At 62.6% G+C, this 23,516-nt stretch carries 23 protein-coding genes; 20 read left to right on the top strand and 3 right to left on the bottom strand.

Translation table 11 applies throughout. The features are described 5' to 3' along the window. The first annotated feature begins 42 nt into the window (after window positions 1–42). The 3 genes from plsX to rnc all read left to right on the top strand — a co-directional run bounded on the left by plsX (window position 43) and on the right by rnc (window position 2,149). On the top strand, window positions 43–1,080 hold the full coding sequence (gene plsX / locus H9Q75_RS04885; RefSeq protein ID WP_186565064.1) for a phosphate acyltransferase PlsX: 1,038 nt from the start codon (window positions 43–45) through the stop codon (window positions 1,078–1,080). 91 nt (window positions 1,081–1,171) lie between these two features. After that, a complete protein-coding gene (acpP, locus tag H9Q75_RS04880) occupies window positions 1,172–1,405 on the top strand; it encodes an acyl carrier protein (protein WP_186565063.1) in 234 nt (77 codons plus the stop codon). 72 nt (window positions 1,406–1,477) lie between these two features. After that, the gene (gene rnc, locus H9Q75_RS04875) at window positions 1,478–2,149 is read left to right on the top strand and encodes a ribonuclease III (protein WP_186565062.1); all 672 of its coding nucleotides are present in this window, start codon (window positions 1,478–1,480) and stop codon (window positions 2,147–2,149) included. A 292-nt stretch (window positions 2,150–2,441) separates the two neighbouring features. Here rnc and H9Q75_RS04870 read toward each other — a convergent pair whose 3' ends face one another. Continuing rightward, window positions 2,442–3,275, bottom strand: a complete 834-nt coding sequence (locus H9Q75_RS04870) for a 4Fe-4S binding protein (protein WP_186565061.1) — start codon at window positions 3,273–3,275, stop codon at window positions 2,442–2,444. Between the two features lie 162 nt (window positions 3,276–3,437). Between H9Q75_RS04870 and H9Q75_RS04865 the strand changes: the two genes are divergently transcribed. From H9Q75_RS04865 to rsfS, 10 genes are all read left to right on the top strand, one after another. After that, on the top strand, window positions 3,438–4,844 hold the full coding sequence (locus H9Q75_RS04865; RefSeq protein ID WP_186565060.1) for a transglutaminase domain-containing protein: 1,407 nt from the start codon (window positions 3,438–3,440) through the stop codon (window positions 4,842–4,844). Between the two features lie 118 nt (window positions 4,845–4,962). Continuing rightward, the gene (locus tag H9Q75_RS04860; protein WP_186565059.1) at window positions 4,963–6,327 is read left to right on the top strand and encodes an MATE family efflux transporter; all 1,365 of its coding nucleotides are present in this window, start codon (window positions 4,963–4,965) and stop codon (window positions 6,325–6,327) included. 150 nt (window positions 6,328–6,477) lie between these two features. Beyond that, complete coding sequence (gene smc / locus H9Q75_RS04855) at window positions 6,478–10,047, top strand: chromosome segregation protein SMC (RefSeq protein ID WP_423788632.1); 3,570 nt, start codon at window positions 6,478–6,480, stop codon at window positions 10,045–10,047. 294 nt (window positions 10,048–10,341) lie between these two features. After that, a complete protein-coding gene (gene ftsY, locus H9Q75_RS04850) occupies window positions 10,342–11,241 on the top strand; it encodes a signal recognition particle-docking protein FtsY (protein ID WP_186565057.1) in 900 nt (299 codons plus the stop codon). A 170-nt stretch (window positions 11,242–11,411) separates the two neighbouring features. Beyond that, complete coding sequence (gene rph / locus H9Q75_RS04845; protein WP_186565056.1) at window positions 11,412–12,134, top strand: ribonuclease PH; 723 nt, start codon at window positions 11,412–11,414, stop codon at window positions 12,132–12,134. Then, the gene (locus tag H9Q75_RS04840; protein ID WP_186565055.1) at window positions 12,131–12,730 is read left to right on the top strand and encodes an XTP/dITP diphosphatase; all 600 of its coding nucleotides are present in this window, start codon (window positions 12,131–12,133) and stop codon (window positions 12,728–12,730) included. The genes rph and H9Q75_RS04840 overlap by 4 nt, the downstream gene beginning before the upstream one ends. Further along, on the top strand, window positions 12,714–13,037 hold the full coding sequence (gene yhbY, locus H9Q75_RS04835; RefSeq protein WP_186565054.1) for a ribosome assembly RNA-binding protein YhbY: 324 nt from the start codon (window positions 12,714–12,716) through the stop codon (window positions 13,035–13,037). The genes H9Q75_RS04840 and yhbY overlap by 17 nt, the downstream gene beginning before the upstream one ends. Window positions 13,038–13,061: 24 nt before the next feature. After that, the gene (gene nadD / locus H9Q75_RS04830; protein WP_186565053.1) at window positions 13,062–14,258 is read left to right on the top strand and encodes a nicotinate (nicotinamide) nucleotide adenylyltransferase; all 1,197 of its coding nucleotides are present in this window, start codon (window positions 13,062–13,064) and stop codon (window positions 14,256–14,258) included. Between the two features lie 3 nt (window positions 14,259–14,261). Then, entirely contained in the window at window positions 14,262–15,683 is a 1,422-nt protein-coding gene (locus H9Q75_RS04825) for an LCP family protein (RefSeq protein ID WP_186565052.1), read from the top strand. Between the two features lie 19 nt (window positions 15,684–15,702). Then, on the top strand, window positions 15,703–16,062 hold the full coding sequence (gene rsfS, locus H9Q75_RS04820) for a ribosome silencing factor (RefSeq protein ID WP_186565051.1): 360 nt from the start codon (window positions 15,703–15,705) through the stop codon (window positions 16,060–16,062). Window positions 16,063–16,124: 62 nt separating this feature from the next. On the opposite strand, the gene H9Q75_RS04815 is transcribed toward rsfS, so the two are convergent. Beyond that, a complete protein-coding gene (locus tag H9Q75_RS04815; protein ID WP_186565050.1) occupies window positions 16,125–17,510 on the bottom strand; it encodes an alanine/glycine:cation symporter family protein in 1,386 nt (461 codons plus the stop codon). A gap of 208 nt (window positions 17,511–17,718) precedes the next feature. Here H9Q75_RS04815 and H9Q75_RS04810 point away from each other — a divergent pair, with 208 nt between their 5' ends. From H9Q75_RS04810 to H9Q75_RS04780, 7 genes are all read left to right on the top strand, one after another. After that, the gene (locus tag H9Q75_RS04810; RefSeq protein ID WP_186565049.1) at window positions 17,719–17,937 is read left to right on the top strand and encodes a helix-turn-helix domain-containing protein; all 219 of its coding nucleotides are present in this window, start codon (window positions 17,719–17,721) and stop codon (window positions 17,935–17,937) included. After that, a complete protein-coding gene (locus tag H9Q75_RS04805; protein ID WP_186565048.1) occupies window positions 17,930–20,263 on the top strand; it encodes a DNA internalization-related competence protein ComEC/Rec2 in 2,334 nt (777 codons plus the stop codon). The genes H9Q75_RS04810 and H9Q75_RS04805 overlap by 8 nt, the downstream gene beginning before the upstream one ends. Beyond that, window positions 20,238–21,275: a DNA polymerase III subunit delta gene (holA, locus tag H9Q75_RS04800; protein WP_186565047.1), complete on the top strand. Its 1,038-nt coding sequence runs from the start codon at window positions 20,238–20,240 to the stop codon at window positions 21,273–21,275. Before H9Q75_RS04805 ends, holA begins: the two co-directional genes overlap by 26 nt. Before the next feature lie 4 nt (window positions 21,276–21,279). Then, complete coding sequence (locus H9Q75_RS04795) at window positions 21,280–21,873, top strand: DUF4093 domain-containing protein (RefSeq protein WP_186565046.1); 594 nt, start codon at window positions 21,280–21,282, stop codon at window positions 21,871–21,873. Between the two features lie 94 nt (window positions 21,874–21,967). Next, a complete protein-coding gene (locus H9Q75_RS04790) occupies window positions 21,968–22,348 on the top strand; it encodes a helix-turn-helix domain-containing protein (protein ID WP_186565045.1) in 381 nt (126 codons plus the stop codon). A gap of 22 nt (window positions 22,349–22,370) precedes the next feature. Next, the gene (locus tag H9Q75_RS04785; RefSeq protein WP_186565044.1) at window positions 22,371–22,508 is read left to right on the top strand and encodes a hypothetical protein; all 138 of its coding nucleotides are present in this window, start codon (window positions 22,371–22,373) and stop codon (window positions 22,506–22,508) included. A gap of 189 nt (window positions 22,509–22,697) precedes the next feature. After that, window positions 22,698–23,243 (top strand): NADH peroxidase, encoded by a 546-nt coding sequence (locus H9Q75_RS04780; protein WP_186565043.1) that lies wholly within the window; start codon window positions 22,698–22,700, stop codon window positions 23,241–23,243. A 142-nt stretch (window positions 23,244–23,385) separates the two neighbouring features. Here the strand turns inward: H9Q75_RS04780 and H9Q75_RS04775 are convergent, their stop codons facing one another. Beyond that, on the bottom strand, window positions 23,386–23,514 hold the full coding sequence (locus H9Q75_RS04775) for a 3-keto-5-aminohexanoate cleavage protein (RefSeq protein WP_186565042.1): 129 nt from the start codon (window positions 23,512–23,514) through the stop codon (window positions 23,386–23,388). Window positions 23,515–23,516: the final 2 nt, after the last annotated feature.

The following is a 23,516-nucleotide window of genomic DNA, read 5'->3' as shown; positions in this document are numbered from 1 at the left end:
GGAAAGCCCACCGATCAGCAAGAAGGAAAGAAGGAATGACCCATGAAGATTATCGTAGACGCAATGGGCGGCGACAACGCCCCCGTCTCCAACGTGCGCGGGGCGCTGGCCGCCGTGCGGGAGCTGGGAGTGGAGGTGGTCCTGGTGGGCCAGGGGGAGGAAATCCTCAAGGTCCTCCAGGCCGAGGGGGTGGACGACCTGCCCCCCGGGCTGGAGATCGCCCATGCATCCGAGGTGGTGGAGATGTGCGACAACCCCGCCACCGCCTTTAAGGAGAAGAAGGACTCCTCCCTTACCGTGGGCCTGAACATGCTCAAAAGCGGCGGCGGGGATGCCTTTGTCTCCGCGGGCAGCACCGGGGCCATTCTCTCCGCGGCTACTCTGCTGGTCAAGCGGGTGCGGGGGATCCGCCGGGCCGCCTTGGCCCCGGTGGTGCCCACCGGCGGTGGCGGCGCGGTACTCATCGACTGTGGAGCCACGGCCGAGTGCACCCCGGAGTACCTGCTCCAGTTCGCCTTTATGGGCTCCTATTACGCCGAGCGGGTGCTCAAGCGCCCGGAGCCCCGTGTGGGCTTGCTCAACATCGGCGCGGAGGAGTCCAAGGGAACCGATCTGCAGCGCGCGGCCTACACCCTGCTCAAACAGGCGGATGCGGCGGGGCGCATTCACTTCGTGGGCAATGTGGAGGCCCGGGAGGCGGTCTATGGCCAAGTGGACGTGATCGTCACCGACGGCTATTCGGGCAATATTTTTCTCAAGACCATGGAGGGCACGGGCGGGTTTATGGCCAAGCAGCTCAAGGCTATGTTCAAGAAAAATATCTGCACCAAGTTGGCCGCCGTGCTGGTGTCCGGCGGGCTGAAGGAGTTTAAAAAGCTTATGGATGCCGGGGAAATCGGGGGCACTGCCATGCTGGGCATCTCCAGACCGGTGATCAAGGCCCACGGCTCCTCTGATGACTTTGCCATCAAAAACGCCATCCGCCAGGCGGTCACCTTTGCATCCTCTGGGATCATTGAGGATATTGCCGAAAACATCGAGCACATGCGTCTTCCGGTGGGCACAGCGGAAAAAATTTGATTTACCCTATTGACAGGCAACTAAATCTTGCCTATTATCATAATGCAAAGACGCTGCCGAAGCTGACAGCAACGATTAGGAGTAGATTAGTATGATCTTTGATAAGATTGCCGCCTTGCTGGCCGAGCAGTTCGGTGTGGAGCAGGATACCATTACCATGGATACCTCCTTTGAGGATCTGGGCGCCGACTCCCTGGACATTGTGGAACTCTCCATGGCTGTGGAGGAGGAGTTTGGCGTGGAGGAGATGGAGGAGGACGACCTGTCCGGCATCTCCACCGTGGGCGACCTGATCAATTACCTGAAGAATAAGCTGGGCGACTGAGAAAAAGAGAAGTTGAACAGAGGCCTCGCTGGTGCAGCGGGGCCTCCGTTTCCATTCAGAAAGGAGTAGGCCATGACGGAGCTTGAGGAGCGGCTGGGCTACCATTTTGAAAACCGGGCGCTGCTGGAGAACGCGCTGACCCACAGCTCCTACGCAAACGAGCACAAGGCGGACGGCTTGGGGAGCAACGAGCGCCTGGAATTCCTGGGCGATTCGGTGCTGGGGATGGTGACGGCGGACTATCTATTCCGCACCCATCCGGACCTGCCCGAGGGGGATTTGACCCGCACCCGGGCGGCGTTGGTATGCGAAGGAAGCCTGGTGGAGGTGGCCCGCGCGCTGGAGCTGGGGCGCTATCTGAAACTGGGCAAGGGAGAGGATGTGGGCGGCGGCCGGGAGCGCCCCTCCATCCAGGCCGACGCGGTGGAGGCTGTGCTGGCGGCGGTGTATCTGGATGGGGGCATCGGCTCGGCCCGGAAGATTATCCGCAAGTTCATCCTGGACAGCGAGGAGGAGAAGAGCGCCAGCCGGGACTATAAGACCGCCCTGCAGGAGCTGGTCCAGCGGGAGAGCGGTCAGGTGCTGGGCTATCGCCTGATTGGCGCGGAGGGGCCCGACCACGCCAAGATATTCTCAGTGGAGGTAGACCTGAACGGCGCGGCCATCGGCCAGGGCAAGGGCCGCAGCAAAAAAGAGGCGGAGCAGAATGCGGCTAAGGCCGGGATGGATAAGCTGAAGGGCTGAGCGCCGCATGTTGCAGAGCCTCTTTGCGAGCAGGAGCGAGCCGCCGCCAGCGGCGTCCAAGTGTTTTGCGCAGCAAAACCTTGATGCGGAGGCGGATTCACTCCGCCCCGCAGATATAAGGAAGCCAGGGTCCCCGAAATGCGGAGCATTTTGGGGGATGGAGCAGAATGCGGCTAAGGCCGGGATGGATAAGCTGAAGGGCTGAGATGCCCGGAGATGATAACAAAGGCGGAGCCTGGAACGGCTCCGCCTTTGTTCATAAAAAGAAATCTATTTTGCAGCAGGACGCATATTATAGTTTCAGTGCGTTGGTGGGGCAGGCCTCTATACAGCGGCCGCACAGAATGCACTCGGTACCGTTGGCGCGGCTGCGGCGGTTGTCAGTCATATCCACATCCATGGGACATACCTGTCTGCATTTGCCGCAGGAGACGCATTTGTCTTCATCGCAGGTTACGCGCAGGCGGGCGAAGTAGCTGGCCGGCTTCAGAAACACCGCTACGGGACATAAGTACTTGCAGAAAGCGCGGTTGTCCTTTAACCGGAAGGCCAGCAGAACGCCAGCGGCGTAATAGGCCAGATTCCCCGCGACAAAGCTGCGGAACATGACCTGCTCCAAATTGGGGAGACGCAGATGAAAGAGGAGGGCTACAAAGAGCAGGGCTGCGGCAAAGGTCGCCAGCCGCATCCAGCCCCACCGACGTCTGGGCTGAGCGGGAACCGGATAGGGCAGCAGGTCAAGCACCATGGCCGTCCAGCAGGCGTAGCCGCACCAGCCGCGCCCGAAGAAGAGCGGGCCGGCGATTTTCGCCACAGCGTAATGGATGGCGGCCGCCTCAAAAACGCCCAGAAAGAGATAGTACCAGAAGCCCTCGATCTGCATATTTTCTCCACGGATCAATCCCAGATAGACCAGCATGTAGCCGCCCACCAACAGCTGGGCCACCAGACGGGCGTGCCGGAATCCGCGGATATACAGGGCGATGGCCAGCGACAGACCGCCCCCAATGTAGGAAAAGTTGAACAGGTAAAAGGGGTTGTCCAGCCACAGCCAGAGCCCAACGGCGATCCCCTCAAAGAGCAGAAGGAAAAGCAGGGGAGCGCGGTATTTCTGCAAGAGCTTCATAGACGGCCTCCTTCCGCGTAGCTGTGTTCAGTATAAGGGATGCGCCGCGAAAGCGCAACCACAGCTGTGTAAAGCTTTGGTTGCGGGGAGCAGAAAAGCCTGTTATAATCATAAAAAACGAGGCAAGCGCTGTACAACCGGGCACCACAGGAGGTAATTTCGATGGGAAACTGGAAAAAAAGATGTTTGACCGGCCTGCTGATGTCAGCGCTGCTGTGCACCCAGCTGGTGCCAGGCGGGGCGGCGCTGACGCCGGACCGGCTGGAGGCGGGGAGGGCAGCGGCACAGGAGCTGTATGAGCTGGGGCTCTTCAAAGGCACAGGGACTCTGCCGGACGGCTCCCCCAACTTTGATCTGGAGCAGGAGGCCACCCGCGGCGAGGCGGTGACCATGCTGGTGCGCCTTCTGGGCGGGGAGCGGGAGGCACTGTACGCCCAATATGTCCACCCCTTCCAGGACGCGGGCTGGGCGGACGACTATGTAGGCTATGCTTACTATAAGAGCATCTCCTCCGGCATCTCGGCCACGGCCTTTGGAACAGCGGCCTCCATTGATCAGGCGCAGTTCCTGACCCTGGTGCTGCGGGCCTTGGGCTATGCCCAGGTGGATTGGCGCGACCCTTTCCCGACCGCGGATCAGGCGGGGCTGGACTATGTGCAGGGGGAGGACTTCTGCCGGGCGGATATTGCGGCGATCTGTCTGAGTGCGCTGGACTGCAGAGTCAATGGAAGCGGCGAGACGTTGCGGGAGCGGCTGGACCGGGCAGACGTCTTTGATGCGGACGGAGCGGGCGGCGCGGCAACGCCTCCAAAGGCGGGGCCAGTGAGCGCATCGGTGAAGGAGATCACCGTGAACCGTCCGGATGAGGTGATCGGAAAGCTGGCTGCGGCGGTGGAGGGCCGGGAGGCCGAGATCCTTCTCCACGTACCGGCGGGGCAGGAGGAGGCCTATAGCCGGCAGATCAGCAAGGACTTCAAGGGCCTGCCCGATGTGACCTGGGCCAATTTCAGCTGGTCGCCGGGATATGGCGTTCTCCGGGCCAACCTGACCTACGGCGACGGGGTGCGGGCCATGGCTTATCTGGAGGGCAAGGCGGACACCCTCTCCCAGGAGGATATGGCCACACTCAACCGGGCCAAGGAGATCTGTGCGGAGGTGACCGACTCCTCTATGAGCCCCTATGAACAGGTGAAGGCCTACCATGACTATCTGGTGAACAACAACACCTACCAGGAGACCGGGGACCGCAGCCACAACGCCTCCGGGGCGCTGATCGACGGCTATGCGGTGTGCGACGGATACAGCAAGGCGTTTGATCTGCTCTGCTACCTCAGCGGTATTGAGTGTGTCCGGGTATCCGGCACGGGCAACGGAGGCGGCCACGCGTGGAACAAGGTGAAGCTGAACGGCGTCTGGTATAATGTGGACGTTACCTGGGACGACCCTGTCAGTTCCCGCCCTATACTCCGCTACGACTATTTTTTGGTGAGCGACAGCACGCTGGCCAGGGACCACCAGTGGGAGGACTACAGCCACTGGCCGGAGGCGCCGCAGGATTACGGCAGATAAAAGACTGGAACATTGACAACGGTCGGGCATATGCCCGGCCGTTGTTTTGTTTGGTTTGCGCATTGCTATTTCCGGGGATTTCTTTATAATACGTCTGTTGTGAACAGGGAGGGCGGAAATGAAGACGAAACCCTTATGGCCCGGCGGCCAAAGCATCCTGCGGCTGACCTGGCCCATTTTTATTGAACTGGTGCTCCAAATGCTGGTGGGCAATGCCGACCAGATCATGGTGGGATGGTACAACAGTGACTCGGTGGGCGCCATCGGCAACGCCAACCAGATCACCAGCCTGCTCATCATCATTTTCTCCGTAGTGTGTACCGCCGCCATGATCCTGATCGCCCAGCACATCGGCGCAGGCGCCGTGAGTGAGCTGGGGGAGACCTATACGGTGGCCCTGCTGGCCAACACCATCTTCGGCCTGGTCGTCATGGTGCTGCTGCTTGTGCTGTGTGAGCCCATCTACCGCCTGATGCAGGTGGACAGCCAGATTTTCGCGGAGACCTGCGCCTATACCCGCATCATCTCGGTGGGGATGCTGCTCCAGGCGGTGTATCTCACCTTTACCGCCTTTTTCCGCAGCAACCAGATGATGAAGGAGAGCATGATGATCTCTGTGGCGGTGAATGCGCTCAATATCGTGCTCAACGCCATCTTCATCAACGGCGCCTTCGGGCTGCCGGCCATGGGGGCGGCTGGGGCAGCCCTGGCCAGCGATATCAGCCGCCTGATGGGCGTGGCCGCCATTGCGATTTTGTTCTGCCGGCGCTTCCCGGGTATGATCGCGCTGAAATTCCTGCGGCCCTTTCCCTTTTATCAGCTGCGTACCCTTCTGGCCATCGGACTGCCCACCGGGGGCGAGTCCATCTCCTACAACTGCAGCCAGCTGATGCTCCAGACCTTCTGCAACCTGCTGCCTCTGTATGTGGTCACCACCAAAGTGTATGCCAATATGTTCGCCATGCTCTCCTATATCTTTGCCTCCGCCATCGGCCAAGCGGCCCAGGTGGCCGCGGCCAATCTGATGGGCGCGGGCCGGCCGGACGAGGTGGACCGGACGGTGTGGTACACCCTGCGGCGGGCTCTGCTGATTTCCACCCTGGTGTCCGTCCTCCTATTTGCGCTGGCCCGGCAGGTGTACGGGATCTTTACCGGCAGTGAGCAGGTGCTGGCGCTGTGCAAATGGGTGATGCTGGTGGAGATACCTCTGGAGATCGGACGGGCGGTGAACATCGTCATGTGCCGGGCGCTTCAGGCCTGCGGCGACATCCGCTTTCCCATCACCATCTGCGTGATCAGTGCCTGGACGGTGAGCGTGGGCGGCGGTTTCCTCCTGAGCCAGGTGTTAGGTCTGGGCCTGGTGGGCCTCTGGATCGGACAGGCTGCGGACGAGTGCATCCGTGCCCTGCTTTTCCTGGCCCGCTGGAGAAGCGGCGTGTGGCGCACCAAGCGCCTGGTGCACGCCCCGGGGTGCCACACATAAGAAAGAAACCGCTCCGTGGACGGCCAGGCCCCCGCGGAGCGGTTTTTTCAGCACTTTGCCGGGGGAAAATGATTGCATTGCAGGCCGCGAAATGATACAATATTTTATCTATGAACCAAAATGTGCGGCATAGGCAGTGGGGTGCGTATTTTGTATTTAAAGGCACTGGAAATCCAGGGGTTCAAGTCTTTCCCGGACAAGACGGTCCTGACCTTCGGGGAGGACATCACGGCCATTGTCGGCCCCAATGGCAGCGGAAAATCAAATATCTCCGACGCCATCCGCTGGGTGATGGGGGAACAGTCCACGAAAGCCCTGCGGGGCGGTAAGATGGAGGACGTGATCTTCGGCGGCACCGCGCGCCGTAAGCAGACGGGGTTTGCTGAGGTCTCCCTCGTGCTGGACAATACCGGGCACTTCTTCAGCATGGAGGAGTCCGAGGTGATGGTCACCCGGCGCTATTACCGCTCTGGGGAGAGTGAATACTACATCAACCGGCGCTCAGTGCGCCTGAAGGACGTCAACGAGCTGTTTATGGACACCGGCCTGGGCCGGGAGGGCTATTCTATCATCGGGCAGGGCAAGATAGACGAGATCCTCTCCGTCAAGTCCGCCGACCGCCGGGAGGTCTTTGAGGAGGCGGCCGGCATTTCCCGTTACCGCCACCGCAAGGAGGAGGCCGAACGCAAGCTGGAGCGCACCCAGGAGAACCTGGTGCGCATCACGGACAAGATCGACGAGCTGGAACTCCAGGTGGAGCCCCTGCGGATCCAGAGCGAGAAGGCCAGGCAGTTTCTCATCTACCGGGACGAGCTGCGGGGGCTGGAGATATCCCTCTGGCTGGAGCAGCTGGAAAAGATTCGGGCGGGCGCCATCAAGGTGCTCTCCGACTACGAAAACGCCGTGCGTCAGAAGGAGGAGGCCCAGGCCCAGGTGGAGGCCCTCTACGCCGCGGCCGAGGACTACGCCGCACAGATGCGGGACAAGGACGTGCAGGCCGAGGGCGTCCGCTTCACCATAATGCAGCGGCAGGCCGACGCCAACGGCTTGGACAACGCCGTGGCGGTCTTAAAGACCAACATCCGGAATAACCTGGAGAACACCGACCGCATACGGCGGGAGTTGGAGGCCCAGGAGGGCCGGGCGGGCTCCATCGGCGCGCAGATTGACGAGCGGCGTGCCCGGTTGGAGCGGCTGCTGGCTGAGACAGAGCAGCTGAAGAGGGCCCTTACCGCCAGGCAGGCCCAGGCGGAGGAGGCTGCCCGCTCCGCAGGCAGCCTGGCCGGCGAGTTGGAGGCCCTGCGCCAGCGGCAGGCGGTGGAGGCCGCCTCGGCCTCCGAGGCCAAGGCCCTGCTCTCCGCCCTGGCCGCCGCCGCCCAGGAGCTCTATGACCGGGACGAGGCTGTGCGGCAGGAGCTCTCCGCCGGGGAGGAGCGCCTGCGCACCGCCCGGGAGGAGGCCGCTGCGGTGAAGCGGGAGCTGGAGGAGGCCCGGGAGAATCGGGACTCCCTGCAGAACATCATCAACGGCTACACCCTGCGTCGGGACTCCCGCCAGCAGAAGGCCGACCAGGCCCGGGACCGGCACGTGAAGCTCCAGATGGAGGAGAACGCCCTGCGCTCCCGCATCCACATGCTCGCCGAGATGGAGAAGGTCTACGAGGGCTACTCCAAGGCGGTCAAGCTGGTGATGGGGGAGGCCGGGCGCGGCCAGCTCCGGGGGGTGCGCGGTCCGGTGGCCGGGCTGATCCACGTGCCCGACCCCTACGCGGTGGCCATCGAGATCGCCCTGGGGGGCGCTATGCAGCACATCGTGGTGGACAGCGAGAACGACGGCAAGGCCGCCATTGCTTGGCTGAAGCGCCGGGACGGGGGCCGGGCCACCTTCCTGCCCGTGGACGCCATGCGGCCCGCCGACTTCCGGGACAGGGGCGTATTTGATGAGCCGGGCTTTGTGGGCCTGGGGGACGAACTGATTCGGTTTGAGCCCCGGTATGCCAACGTGTTTTCTAACCTGCTGGGGCGCACCGTGATCGCCGAGGATATGGACCGGGCGGTGGCCATGGCCCGCAAGTACGGCCGCCGCTTCAAGATCGTCACTTTGGACGGTCAGGTGATGAACCCGGGCGGCTCCATGACCGGCGGCTCCGTGTCCCGCAGTGCGGGCATTCTCAGCCGCGCCAACGAGCTGGAGCGGCTGAACGCCCAGCGCTCCGGCCTGACCGAGCAGCTCAGCCAGGCCGCCCGAGCCATGGAGGAGGCCCAGCGGGAGGCCACCGCTGCCGCCTATGAACTGGAGACCGCCCAGGCCCAGCAGCGGGAGCATGAGGATGCTGTTTTGCAGCTGGCTGAGCGCCAGGCACGCTTTGACGAACAGACGGCCGATCTGGCCCGCCAGCGGGACGAGCTGAAGGCCGAGCTGGAGCAGATCCAGGCCCGCTCCGCCCAGACCGAGCGGGACACCCAGGCCGCCCGCGCCCGCATCGAGGTGCTGGAGGGCTCTGCCGCCGCCCTGGAGACAGAGGCGCAGGGCAAGGCCCAGGGCCAGAACACCCTGCGGGAGCAGGCGGAGGCCATTGGCGGACAGATCGCGGATTTGCACATGAAGCTGGCAGCCCTGGACGCGGAGCGCCAGGCCTCCGAGCAGTCCCTGACCGAGTTGGAGGATCTGCGGCGGGACCTGAGCGGGGATCGGGCCGAGCGGGAGGCGCTCATGGCCCAGTTCCAATCCCAAAATCAGACCCTGGAGGCGGAGATCCTGGAGAAGGAGCGCCAGCTCCAGGCCATCCGGGAGGAGACCTCCGCCAGCCAGGCGGACATCGCCCGCATCAACCAGGAGAAGCTGGATCTGGAGGCGGAGCGCAACAAGGCCGACCGGGCGGCGCGGGATAAGAACAGCGAGCTGCTGGCCATGGAGCGGGAGGTCTCGATCCTGGAGCAGAAAAAGGTGTCCGCCGCCCTGGAGGAGAAGCAGCTCCTGGACAAGCTGTGGGAGACCTATGAGCTCTCCCACGAGGCAGCCCGGGCTCAACGCCTGGAGCTGGAGAGCGTGCCCAAGGCCCAGCGCCGGGTGGCCGAGTTGAAGCGCTCCATCGCGGGACTGGGCAATATTAACCTGGACGCCATCGAGGAGTTTCAGCGCATCAACGAGCGCTATACCTATTTTACCGAACAGAGGGACGACGTGCAGAAGGCCAAGCGGGAGCTGGAGAGCATCATTTCCGACATTACCGCCGAGATGCGCGCCATCTTCGCCCAGCAGTTCCAGGTGATCAACGAGGCCTTCCAGCAGACCTTTCTGGAGCTGTTCGGGGGCGGCAAGGCCACCCTGGAGCTGGAGGACCCGGAGGACATCCTCAACTGCGGCATCGAGATCAAGGTGCAGCCTCCGGGCAAGGCGCTGAAGATTATTACCCTGCTCTCCGGCGGCGAGAAGGCCTTTGTGGCCATCGCCCTCTACTTTGCCATTCTCAAGGTGCGGCCCACGCCCTTTGTGGTGATGGACGAGATTGAGGCCGCCCTGGACGACGCCAACGTGGTGCGCTTTGCCCGCTATATGCGCTCGATGGCGGATAAGACTCAGTTCATCGTCATCACCCACCGCCGCGGCACCATGGAGGAGGCCGACGTGCTCTACGGCGTCACCATGCAGGAGCAGGGCATCAGCCGGATGCTGACGATTAACCTGAACGATGTGGAAAAAGAGCTGCACATTAAGTGATATCTTACAGGCTGGTGGCTGATGCCCACCCGCCGAAGGCGGGGCGGCGCTTGCGCCGTCAAGTGTTTTGCCCTGAGGCAAAACCTTGAAATCGCCGGGATTCATTTCCGGCGATTTGAGTAAAATCAAGGGGTCCCCGCACAGCCGTGGCTGGGCGGGGTATCAGCCGGATGCTGACCATCAATCTCAACGATGTGGAAAAAGAGCTGAACATCAAGTGAGGGACTTGACGTCCCCCGCGGGAGCCGATTCCCCTGGAGGGCACCCCTCCAAAAACCAAAAGGAGCATTTAAAATGGGCTTTTTTGAAAAGATCAAGGCGGGGCTGTCCCGCACCAAGGAGAACATCGGCCATTCCTTTGACCAGCTTTTCGCCGGGGAGTTGGACGACGACTTCTATGACGGGCTGGAGGAGACCCTCATCCTGGGCGACATGGGGGTGGAGACCACCCTCAAGGTGGTGGAGGAGCTGCGGGATCGGGTGAAGCGGGACAAGGTCAAAGAGGCCGAGGGCGCCCGCGCCTGCCTGCGGGATATCCTCACCGAGCTGCTGGAGGTGGGCGAGCCGGAGCTGAAGCTGGACACCAGTCCCTCCGTGGCCCTCTTCATCGGGGTCAACGGGGTTGGCAAGACCACCACCATCGGCAAGCTGGCCTCCCGGCTGAAGGGGGACGGCAGGCGGGTGCTCATGGCCGCGGCCGACACCTTCCGCGCCGCGGCCGCCGACCAGCTGGAGATCTGGAGCGAGCGCAGCGGCGTGGAGATCGTCCGGCAGCACGAGGGGGCCGATCCGGCCGCCGTGGTGTTTGACGCGCTGACCGCCGCCAAGGCCCGCCGGACCGACGTAGTGTTGGTGGACACCGCCGGGCGGCTGCACAACAAGCAGAACCTGATGAATGAGCTGAACAAGATCAGCCGCATCATCGACCGGGAGCTGCCCGGCTGCGACCGGGAGACCCTGCTGGTGCTGGACGCCACCACCGGGCAGAACGGGCTGATCCAAGCCAAGCAGTTTAAGGAGGCGGCCGGGATCACCGGCATTGTGCTCACCAAGCTGGACGGCAGCGCCAAGGGAGGCATCGTCATCGCCATCGCCCAGGAGCTGCAGGTGCCGGTGAAATTCATCGGCGTGGGCGAGGGCATCGACGACCTGATGCCCTTTGAGCCAAGGGCATTTGTAGAGGCGCTGATCTAATTTCCAGGTGGGAGCGGCACAGCGTTTTGAGCCCCCACCCTCTCCCGCGCACGGCGCGGGAGGCCCCGGCCGCGGCGGCCGGGGGCAGCGGCGTCCTGCGCAGGCGCATGTCCTGCTTGGGACAGATTTCAAGTAAAAGTCGCCTGCGGCGATTTGGAACGGAGGAAACCATGGCGAGAATCGACGGACGGGCCGGCGATCAGCTGCGGCCCATTGAGATCATTCCCAATATCAACAAATTTGCAGAGGGCTCCTGCCTGATCCGCTGCGGCAATACCCATGTGCTGTGCTGCGCCAGCGTAGAGGAGCGCACCCCGCCCCATGTCCCCGAGGGGGAGGGCTGGGTCACCGCCGAGTACTCCATGCTCCCCCGGGCCAACCGGGAGCGCTCCAAGCGGGACATCTCCAAACTCAAGCTCTCCCCCCGCAGCGCGGAGATCCAGCGGCTCATCGGCCGAGCCCTGCGCGCCTGCGTGGATATGGCCAAGCTGGGGGAGCGCACGATTACGGTGGACTGCGACGTGCTCCAGGGGGACGGCGGCACCCGCACCGCCAGTGTGACCGGCGGATTTGTGGCCCTGTCCTGCGCCCTGCACAGGCTGGTGCAGGAGGGGGCGCTGGCCGAGATGCCCCTCAAGACCTGCGTGGCCGCCGTGTCCGCGGGGATTGTCAACGACGAGCTGCTGCTGGACCTGTGCTACGAGGAGGACTCCGCCGCCCAGGTGGACCTGAACTGCGTCATGACCGGCGAAGGGGAGCTGGTGGAGCTCCAGGGCACCGGCGAGGGCCGGGCCTTCACAGTGGCGGAGCAGCGCGCCCTGGTGGACCTGTGTCAGAAGGGAATACGGGAGATTCAGGCCATCCAGCGGGCCGCATTGGAGGGTGAGAGATGAAACTGGTGTTGGCCAGCAAAAATCCGGGCAAGCTGAGGGAGATGCGGGAGATCCTCCAGGGGCTGGGGATCGAGGTCATCTCCGAGACCGAGGCCGGTGTGGATGTGGAGGTAGAGGAGACCGGGAGCACCTTCGCGGAAAACGCCTGTCTGAAGGCCGGCGCTGTGGCAAAGGCCAGCGACCTGCCCGCCATTGCCGACGACTCTGGGCTGTGCGTGGACGCCCTCAACGGGGCGCCGGGAGTCTACTCCGCCCGCTACGGCGGGGAGGGCCTGGACGACGTGGGCCGCTATCGCCTACTGCTGGAGAATATGCGGGGCATGCTGGACCGGCGGTGCCGGTTTGTCTCGGCCATCTGCTGCTGCTTCCCGAACGGGGACAGGGTGGAGGCCGAGGGGGAGTGCCGTGGCACTCTGGCCTACGCGCCCAAGGGGGAGGACGGCTTCGGCTACGACCCTATTTTTTTCGTGCCCGGTCTGAAGAAGACCTTTGCACAGCTGACGCCGGAGGAGAAAAACGCCATCTCCCACCGGGGGGTAGCTTTGCGGAATTTTAAAGTAGAATTGGAGAACTATCTCAATGGAACTGACCAGTAAACAGCGTGCCCAGCTGCGCGGGCTTGCAAATTCCATCGACACCATTGTGCACATCGGAAAGGACGGAATCGGAGAGAACCTGACCAAGCAGGCGGACGATGCCCTGGAGGCCCGCGAGCTCATCAAGTGCCGGGTGCTGGAGAACTCCATGCTCACCGCCCGGGAGGCGGCGGACGCATTGGGGCAGGTGACCCGCTCCGAGGTGGTACAGGTGATCGGGACAAAGTTTGTCCTGTACCGTCCCAGCCATAAGAAGGATAAAAGCGATAAAATCGTCCTGGTGAGCGGGAACAAAAAGCGGGGTTAAAACGTCTTTAAGGGGGAACATAGCATGAAGCTGGGGATCTATGGCGGTTCCTTCAATCCGCCCCACAGGGGGCACCTGGCGGCGGCCCGTACAGCCATTGACGCCCTGGGCCTGGACAAGCTGCTGTTCATACCGGCAGCGCTGCCGCCCCATAAGGCGCTGCCGGCGGGGACGCCGCCGGCACAGGAGCGCCTGCGCCTGACGGAGATTGCCGCGGACACCCTGCTGCTCCCCAAACAGGTGGAGGTCAGCTCCCTGGAGCTGGAGCGCCCGGGCAAGAGCTACACGGCCGACACGCTGCGCCAGCTGCGGGGGCAATATCCCGACGCCCAGCTCTGGCTGTTGGTGGGGACGGATATGTTCCTCTCCCTTCAGACTTGGCGGGAGCCGGAGACGATCATGGCTTTGGCCGGAATCTGCGCCTTCTCCCGCGCCCATGCCGACCGGGACGCCGCATTTGCCGCGCAGGCGGAGCTGCTACAAAAGACCTATGGGGCGCAGGTGCGGGTGATCCACCAGCCGGAAATCGTGGAGATCTCCTCCACCCAGCTGAGGGAGCGGCTGGCAAAGGGGGAGGGGCAGGAATATCTGCCCCCGTCGGTATACGGCTACCTTCTGCGCCGGGGGCTGTACGGCGTTCAGGCAGACCTGAAGCGCCTGACAGACCAGCAGCTGCGGGCCTGCTCCTACTCCATGATGCGCGCCAAGCGCATCGCCCACGTGAAGGGGACGGAGGAAGAGGCGGTGCGCCTGGCGCAGCGCTGGGGGGCGGACGTGGAGAAGGCGCGCCGGGCGGCCATCCTCCACGACTGTACCAAATATTATGAGATGGAAGAACAGTTGAAAATATGCCGCCAGTATGGTATTGTACTGGATGATTTGGAACAAAAGGCGGTAAAGCTGCTCCACTCCAAAACCGGCGCCTGCATGGCGCGGTATGTCTATGGACAGGAGGACGACATATATGAGGCAATTTTCTGGCACACTACGGGAAAGGCTGATATGAGCCTGCTGGAAAAAATTCTTTACATTGCCGACTATATGGAACCGACCCGGGATTTTCCGGGGGTGGAACGCCTGCGGGAGCTGGCTGGTCGGGACCTGGACGCAGCTGTGCTGGCCGGATGTGAAATGAGCATTGCGGAGATGGCGGAGCGCGGCCTGCCCGTGCATCCGAACACCATCCGGGCGCGGGACTGGCTGAAGCATCAGAAAGGATAGAACATGAGTCCAAAAGAGAGAAATCACACAGAGGGCGGTTCCCGGCTTCCCAAGCCCGCCCAAAAGGAAAAAAGGCCGGCGGGCCAGCGTACACAGAAGCAGAAGACCCTGCGCGTTCTCTATATCGTCCTCACCGTGATCGCTGCGGTGATCGTGGTGGGCTTTCTCTTCTGGAACGTGTTCAGCGCGCCGCCGGGGGAGGGTGAGCTGGCCACCCGAAAGCCGCAGACCACCACGGTAATCGACGAGGAGGGCAATGAGGTCGAAGTGGAGATACCGGGCCTCTCCGCCGACCGGAAGGAGCAGTTTTATACATTCCTGCTGGTGGGACAGGATACCTATGGCGGCGGCAATACCGACACCATGATGCTGGCCGCCTACGACGTGCCCAACCAGAAGCTCAGCGTGATGAGCCTGCCCCGGGATACCTTTGTGAACTATAACGGCCGCAGGGTGCTGCTCAACTCCGTCTACAACCGGGCCGGCGGCGCGAAGGACGATCAGGGCATCACGGCCCTGAAGGATGCGGTGAGCGACCTCACCGGTGTGACGCCGGATTTCTATGTCATCATCCAGTGGGAGGCCGTGGGGACCCTGGTGGACGCCATTGACGGGGTGTACTTTGATGTGCCCCGCCGGATGTATTACAACGATCTGACGCAGAATTTCAAGATTGATCTGCAGCCGGGCTATCAGCTACTGGATGGAGACAAGGCCATGCAGCTTATCCGCTGGCGCCACAACAGCGACGACAGAGGGCATATCCTCAACAGCGGCTATGCCACCGGCGACATCGGCCGCATTGGGACCCAGCAGGAGTTTATGAAGGCGATCATCGCCAAGTGCCTGCAGCCGGAGGTGCTGCTCACCAACCTGACGGAGTATATCAGTATTTTCCAGAAAAATGTGGTTACAGATCTGACCGTGCCCAACATGGCCTATTTTGCAAAATCCGCCGTGGGTAAGCTGGATATGGACAGCGTGGCATTTATGACCATGCCCTATCAGTCCGCCGGGGACGGCGCCCATGTGCTGCCCGTGGGCAGCGAGCTTCTGGCGGCCATCAATGAGGGCTTCAACCCCTATCGGGACGATATACGGCTGAGCGAGCTGAAGCTGGTGACCAGCATCTCCAGCTCCGGCAGCTCGGGCTCCAGCTCCGGCAGTTCCGGGGGTATGAGCCAGACCGTTACGCCCACCCCCAGCCCCACGCCCGGGACCGAGATGCCTGTCACGTCCCCGGAGGGCGGCGAAGGCGGCCAGACCACGGCGCCGCCCTCTGAGAGCCCCGGAGCCAGTGAGCAGCCTGCCCCCTCTCCCACACCAACCCCCATGCCGACGCCTACGCCGGCAGCTACGCCGGCAGCTACGCCGGCGCCGTCGACGGCACCCACTTCCGGGCCGGGCATGGAGCCGGTAGAGTAAGCGAAAAGGAGAAATTGAGATGAATCCAAAGGAAATGGCACTGGCCGCCGCGCGGGCGCTGGACGCGAAGAAAGGCCAGGATATCCGCGTGCTGGAGACGGGAGACATCACCTCTCTGGCCGACTATTTTGTGATCTGTTCCGCCTCCTCCACCACCCAGATCAAAGCGCTGGCGGATTTCTGCGAAAAGACGCTGAAGGATGCGGGCGAGCCCCCTCATCACATCGAGGGCCATGGGGGCGGAACCTGGGTACTGCTGGACTTTTCCGCCGTGGTAGTCCATATCTTCAACGAAGAGGCGCGAAAATTCTATGATCTGGAGCGCCTGTGGGGCGACGCTGCGCCGGTGGACCTGAGCGGCATTCTCACGCAGGACTGAATGGAAAGAAAAAGAGAGCCGCGCGGAATATTCCGAGCGGCTCTCTTTTGTTCCGGAACCGGTTATTTATCCACCATGGGGATCTCGCTGCGGTCGATTTCATCCAGGTGATCCAGGTAATACCTGGTCTCCCTGGCAATGACGCCGGAGAGGAGCAGGACCGCGACCAGGTTGGGAATGGCCATCAGGGCGTTGAGGATATCTGCAATGGTCCATACCAGATCCAGGGCCAGAACCGGCCCAATGATCGTGACTAGGACAAAGAGAATCTTATAAGGCAGGATGGCCTTTTTGCCCCACAGATATTGGGCGCAGCGCTCGCCATAGTAGGACCAGCCCAGAATGGTGGACCAGGCGAAGGTAATGATGCCCACTACCAGAATGACGGGGCCCAGCACTGGGATCTGGCTGAACGCCGCGGTGGTCATCTGTCCGCCGTTGGCGATAGAATCCATATTGATGCTGGGATTTTTCATGATCGTGGAGACCAGCACCAGCCCGGTCATCAGGCAGACCACCACTGTGTCCCAGAAGGTGCCGGTGGCGGAGACCAGGGCCTGCCGTACCGGGTTGCGGGTCTGGGCGGCGGAGGCCACCAGGGGTGCCGAGCCCATGCCGGACTCATTGGAGAACAGCCCCCGCGCCACGCCGTAGCGGGCGGCCATCATGATGCCCTGCCCCACCAGACCGCCGGCCACCGCGCCGGGGGTGAAGGCCAGCCTGACGATCGTGGTAATGGCGGGACCGATAAAGTCGTAATTGATGCCCAGAATAATAATGCAGCCCACCACATAAAACGCGGCCATCAGGGGGACCAGCTTTTCGCAGACCGTGGCGATGGACTGGATGCCGCCGATGATGACAATGGCGGTGAGCGCGCCGCCCACCAGGCCGATGACAATGCGGGGAATGGGTATGGGGATATTGGTCTCAATGACCTCGGCAATGGCGTTGATCTGGGTGCCGCAGCCGATGCCGAAGGAGGCGATCACCGCGAATACGGCAAAGAGTACGCCCAGCCATTTCAGGTTTAGTCCCCGCTCCAGGGCGTACATGGCGCCGCCCTGCATTTTGCCGTCCGGGGTGCGCACCCGGTATTTCACCGCGATAAAGGATTCGGCGTACTTGGTGGCGATACCGAACACGCCGGTCAGCCAGCACCAGAGCACTGCGCCGGGGCCGCCCATAAAGATGGCGGTGCCCACACCGATGATATTGCCCGTGCCGATCGTGGAGGCCAGGGCGGTGGTGAGGGCCTGAAACTGGCTCACATCTCCGGGGGAATCCGGGTCCTTGGTGACGGACAGGCGGACGCCGGTAAAGGTCTTGCGCTGAATAAAGCGGGTGCGGATGGTCAGAAACAGATGGGTGCCGAACAGCAGAACGATCATGGGGATGCCCCAGATAAAATCGTCGACTGCTGTCATCAGCTCAGAAAACAGCTGCATAGTACGTTCACTCTCCCCTTTTTGATAAATTCCTCCCAGCAGAATGTAATTAATTTATTATACATTAAAGTATTAAAAAGGACAAGAACGAATATACGTGCGTGGTTGAGTTGCAACATCTGAAAAAAAGAGTTAAAATACATCCGTATAGTAGCATATTTTCCGGAGAATGCGACAATTTAGTAGCATTTCTTTGAGGTGCTGCTATATGTATTTCAGCCGCTTGGAGGACCTGCGGGTCGACCATGACAAAACACAGATTCAAATTGCCGCATATTTGAACCTGAATCGGGAAGTGTACCGCCGGTATGAAAAGGGGACGCGGGAGATCCCGGTGTGGGCCCTGATAAAGCTGGCGGATTTGTATCAGACCAGCACAGACTATATCCTTGGCCGGACGGATGATCCCGCCCCTCCCCATGCGTAAGCTGGCCATTTTTGCCGCCGCCTTTTCCGCGGCGGTCTTTCTGGCGGTGTATCTGCTGCCGGAGGGCTGGTGGTTTCCGGTGTGTGCGGTGTGCGCCCTGGCAGCGCTGCCAGGGCTGCTGTTTTCCGGAAAGCGCCGCCTGGGGTGGATGCTCTGCGCCCTGGGTCTGGCCGCCGGGATGGCATGGACGGGGGCCTATACCGCCTGGTTCCACGCCCCGGCCCGTGCCCTGGCGGGGCAAACCGCCCGGGTCTCCGCGGTGGTGTGTGACTGGCCGGAGGAGACGGGCTACGGCTATGGTGTGCTGGTGCGGGTGGAGTGCCCGGAGGGGCCGGATCAGAAGGCCCGGCTCTACCTGCGGGGTGAATCTCCGCCCCGGCTTCGCCCGGGGGACCGGCTTGCCTTTACCGGGGACTTCCGCCTGGCGGATACCATCGCCGGGGAGAAGAACGACTATTACTACGCCAAGGGAGTCACCCTGACCGCCTATATCCGGACGGAGGAGGAATTGACGGTTTCCCGCCCGGAGCAGGTGCCGCCCCGGCACTGGCCCGTCTATGTCTCCCGCGCCCTGAAGGACAGCGCGGCGGCGGTATTTCCGGCGGAGGCATCGGGCCTGGTCACCGCTCTGGTCACCGGGGACAAGTCTGCCCTGTGCGGCGGGGATTACTCCGCCCTGCGCCGGGCGGGGCTGGCCCACATGGTGGCGGTGTCCGGGCTGCACGTATCCTACCTGGCCGGGGCGCTGACCGTGCTGCTGGGCCGGGGAAGGCGGCGCACCGCTTTGGCGGTGGCCGCTCTGCTCTTTTCCTTTGCCGCCGTGGCGGGCAATGCACCGTCGGCGCTGCGGGCGGTGCTGATGTGCACGCTTTTGCAGCTGGCGCCCCTGACCGGGCGGGAGGACGATAAGCCCACCACCCTCGCCGCGGTGCTGATGGTCCTGCTGGTGCAGAATCCCTACGCCGCGGCCAGCGTGTCCCTTCAGCTCTCTTTTGCCGCTGTGGCGGGCATTACCCTGTTCAGCGGGCCCCTGCAGGCCCGGTGGACCGCCCGCCTGCCCCGGAGGGCGAAGCGCAGGGCGGGGAAGCTGGCGCTGCGGGCGGGCCGGGGCATGTGCGCCTCCCTGGCCCTCACCGTGGGGGCCCTGGTGTTTACCACGCCACTGAGCGCCTGGTATTTCAACTCCATCTCCCTGATGGCTCCTCTGAGCAATCTGCTGACGGTCTGGGCAGTGTCCGGCCTGTTCCTGGGCGGGATCGCCCTGGCGCTGCTGGGGCTGGCACTGCCGGGGGCGGCGGCGGTGCTGGCTCTGCCTGTGTCCCTGCTGGCCCGGTGGATTCTTTGGGCGGCCCGGGGAATCGCCCGGCTGCCCTTCGCCGCAGTGTCCGCCTCGTCGGTTTATTTCACCCTCTGGCTGACGCTGGCCTACGTGCTGCTGACCCTGTGGCTGCTGCGGGGAAGGCGCGGGGAGCGACGGCGGCCTCTGTTCCCCGTGTGCGCGGGGGCGGTATGCCTGTGCGCGGCGGTGCTGCTCAACACCTTCTCCCTGACCGGCGGGAGCCTGACGGTATCGGTGCTGGACGTGGGGCAGGGGCTGTCCGTGGCCTTTTACAGCCAGGGCCGCGCCATGCTGGTGGATTGCGGCGGCAGCGGACTGGAGGACCCGGGGGACGTGGCCGCTGACTATGTGCAGAGTTTGGGGCTGACCCGGCTGGACCTGCTGGTGCTCACCCATTGCCATACCGACCACGCCGGAGGCGTGCCCCAGCTGCTAGAGCGGCTGGAGGTGGGATTGCTGCTGCTCCCCGATGTGGAGGAGGAAGAGGATGACCCCCTGCGCCGGGAGATTCTGCGCCTGGCGGCGGAAAAGGGGGTGGGGGTGCGCCTCATCTCGGAGGATGCCCGCGTTTCCCTCGGCGGGGCGGAGGCCACGGTCTACGCGCCCCTGGGGGACGGGGGCGCCAACGAGGAGGGCCTGTCTGTGCTGTGCACCGCCGGGGACTTTGACGCCCTGATTACCGGAGATATGAACACCGTGGTGGAGGGCCGCCTGATCAAATACGGCCGTCTGCCGGATATCGAGCTGCTGGTGGCGGGCCACCACGGCTCCAAATACGCCTGCTCGGAGGAGCTGCTGCTGGCCGCTGCGCCGGAATATGCGGTTATCTCCGTGGGCTACAATACATACGGTCACCCGGCGCCTGAGACCCTGGAGCGCCTGGCCGCCGCCGGCTGCGCCATCTACCGCACCGACTGGCAGGGGACCGTGACCATTACCGCAACAGAAAGGGAGAATCGTCATGCCGCCCAAAGCGAAACCGGATAAAGCCGCCCTCCAGAAGCTGAAGCAGGACCTGAAGGGGAATACGCTGGGTCAGCTCTATGTGTTCCACGGGGAGGAGGCCTACCTGCGGGACTTCTACCTGGGGGAGATGAAAAAGAAGCTCCTCCCCGGAGGGGTGGAGGCCTTCAACCTGCACACCCTCAGCGGGAAGGAGTTCGACCTCAAGACCCTGGGTCAGTTGGTGGACTGTCTGCCCATGATGAGCCAGCGCACCCTGATCGTGGTCAGCGACTACGATATTTATAAAGGGGACAAGGAGGGGCTGACTCAGCTGCTCTCCGACCTGCCCGAGTACGTGTGCTTGGTATTCGTCTATGACCTGATCGAGTACAAGGCGGACGCCCGCACCAAGCTGGCCGCCCTGCTCAAGGCTAAAGGGAGCGTGGTATCCTTCCACCGGCAGGAGCAGGGGGATCTGGTGGACTGGATCTCCCGGCGCTTCCGCGCCCTGGACAGGGACATCGGCACCGAGGACGCCAAATACCTAATGTTCCTGTGCGGGGACCTGATGAACAACCTGATCTCAGAGATCGGAAAGATCGGCGCCTACGCCAAGGGGCACCGGGTCACCCGGTCGGACATAGACGCGGTGGCCACCCCCCAGCTGGACGCGGTGGTTTTTCAGATGACGGACGCCATCGCCGCAGGGAACTTCGACCGGGCGGCCGGCGTTTTAAGTGACCTGTATCACATGCAGGAGGCCCCCATCAAGATCCTGGCCGTTCTGGGCAAACAGCTGCGGCAGCTCTACTCCGCACGCCTAGCCATTGAGGCAAAGCAGGGCACGGCCTATCTGATGGAGCAGTGGGGCATGCGCTCGTCCTACCCGGCGGAGCGGCTGATGCAGTCCGCCCGGCGCTTTTCCCTGCCCTGGTGCCGCAGAGCGGTGATCCGCTGCGGAGAGACCGACCTGGCCATGAAATCCACCGGCGCCGACGGGCAGGAGCTGCTCACCGGTCTGCTCATGGAGCTGGCGGTCAAAAAGGGGGCCTGAAGCGGTGCTGCGTGTGAAGGAGGCCATTGTTGTGGAGGGCCGCTACGACAAAAACACTCTCTCCCAGCTGGTGGATGGGGTGATTCTGGAGACCCGGGGCTTTGGGATATTCAAGGACGGGGAGCGGCTGGCCCTGCTCCGCCGCCTGGCGGCGGAGCAGGGGCTGATCGTCCTCACCGACTCCGATGGGGCGGGCTTTGTTATACGGAACTATTTAAAGGGGGCCATCGACCCCGCTTTGGTCAAGCATGCCTATATCCCGGACCGGTATGGCAAGGAGCGGCGCAAGCGCGCCCCGGGCAGGGAGGGAAAGCTGGGCGTGGAGGGAATGTCCCCGGCGGTGCTGGAGGAGGCCCTGCGCCGGGCCGGAGCCACCCTCCTGGACGCCCCGGCCCCGGACGCGCCCCCCAGGCGGCCCATCACCAAGGCCGACCTGTTTGCCGACGGCCTCTCCGGCGGCCCCGGCGCGGCGGAGCGCCGACAGAGCCTGCTCCGGGCGCTGGATTTGCCCGGGCACATGAGCGCCAATGCTATGCTGGCGGTGCTCAATATCCTCTACACCTGGGAGGAATACCGGGCGACGGTGGACCGCCTGTAGCCGCGCAACCGCCGGTTGCGCAATTGCAAAGCCCGCTTTGTAGTGCGCAACCGGGGCGTCTGATAAGGTGAGGACAGAAAGGAGGTCGTCGAACATGACCTTGGGAGAACGGATTCAATCCTATCGAAAGAAAAACGGCCTGTCCCAGGAGCAGTTGGCCGAAGCGCTGGGGGTATCCCGCCAGGCGGTAAGCAAGTGGGAGCTGAACGACGCCCAGCCCGACCTGGACAAGGTACTGGCCCTGGCCCGGCTGTTTCAGGTCTCCACGGATACCCTATTGGGTAATGAGTCCCCTGAGCCGGAGGCGGCGGCTGCCGTCCCGCCGAGGGCAAAGCGGCCCCAATGGTATCTGCTGGGACTTATCCCGTTGGGGGTGGGGCTGTTTCTGATGGTGCGGGGCCTGATGTCCCTGGCCACAATTTACAGCTTCTTGCGCATGACGGAGCAGATCACACAGCAGATGGGACCTTTCTAGGGGAAAGGAGAGAACGAGGTATATGAGTATAAGCGGCGATTTGATTTCCGGTGCGATTTACATACCGATTATCGTAGAACTTGTGGTGGGCGGTGCGCTGACGGCGGCAGGGATTCTGATTCTGCTCCTGGGGCGCAGGCGCTGGAAGGCGGGACGCTGAGCATAGTCGTGGCTTTGGCCGGGTCGATCGACCCGGCCAAAGTTGCATGCGGCTAAAATTTTTCCAGAAAAAATAAAAAAATACTTGACGGAGCGGAAATGGTGTGCTATATTCTTATCAGAAACAGTAATTATTACTGATTAAGAACACAAACAAAATCATTAAATAAATTATGAGGAGGAAATTATTATGAAGAAAAAGTTTGTCTGCTCTGTCTGCGGTTATGTTTATGAGGGTGAGGCCGCTCCTGAGAAGTGCCCCATCTGCAAGGCTCCCGCGTCCAAGTTCGTGGAGCAGAGCGCTGAGCGCAGCTGGGCTGCCGAGCACGTGGTCGGCGTAGCCCAGGGCGCGCCCGAGGAGATTCTCCAGGGCCTGCGGGAGAACTTCAACGGCGAGTGCTCCGAGGTGGGCATGTACCTGGCCATGGCCCGTGTGGCCCACCGTGAGGGTTATCCCGAGATCGGTCTGTACTGGGAGAAGGCCGCTTACGAAGAGGCTGAGCACGCCGCCAAGTTCGCTGAGCTGCTGGGCGAGGTAGTAACCGCCTCCACCAAGAAGAACCTGGAGATGCGCGTAGACGCTGAGAACGGCGCCACCATGGGCAAGTTCGAGCTGGCCAAGAAGGCCAAGGAGCTGAACCTGGACGCCATCCATGACACCGTGCACGAGATGGCTCGCGATGAGGCCCGCCACGGCAAGGCTTTCGAGGGCCTGCTGAAGCGCTACTTCGGCTAAGCTGCGGCCATTCATAACCATAGAGATGCCTCAGAGGGAACCGAACATTCGGTTCCCTCTCTTTTTCAGTAAGAGGACATTCCAGATAAAAAACCGGTTCTGCCCGTAGACAGAACCGGTTTTTGGAGTAAATCTAAGGAAATTACTTGAGGCTGAGGATCTGACGGGCTTCATCCGGGGTGGCGACCTCACAGCCATACTCGCGGATGACGCGGGCGGCGCGCTCCACAAACTGGCGGTTGTTCTTGGCCAGCACGCCCTTGGAGTACATCA

This window comes from Lawsonibacter celer, from assembly GCF_014281125.1.
Lineage (GTDB): Bacteria > Bacillota > Clostridia > Oscillospirales > Oscillospiraceae > Lawsonibacter_B > Lawsonibacter_B celer.
Note: the sequence above shows the minus strand (reverse complement) of the source record. Positions and strands in the feature narration are given on the sequence as shown.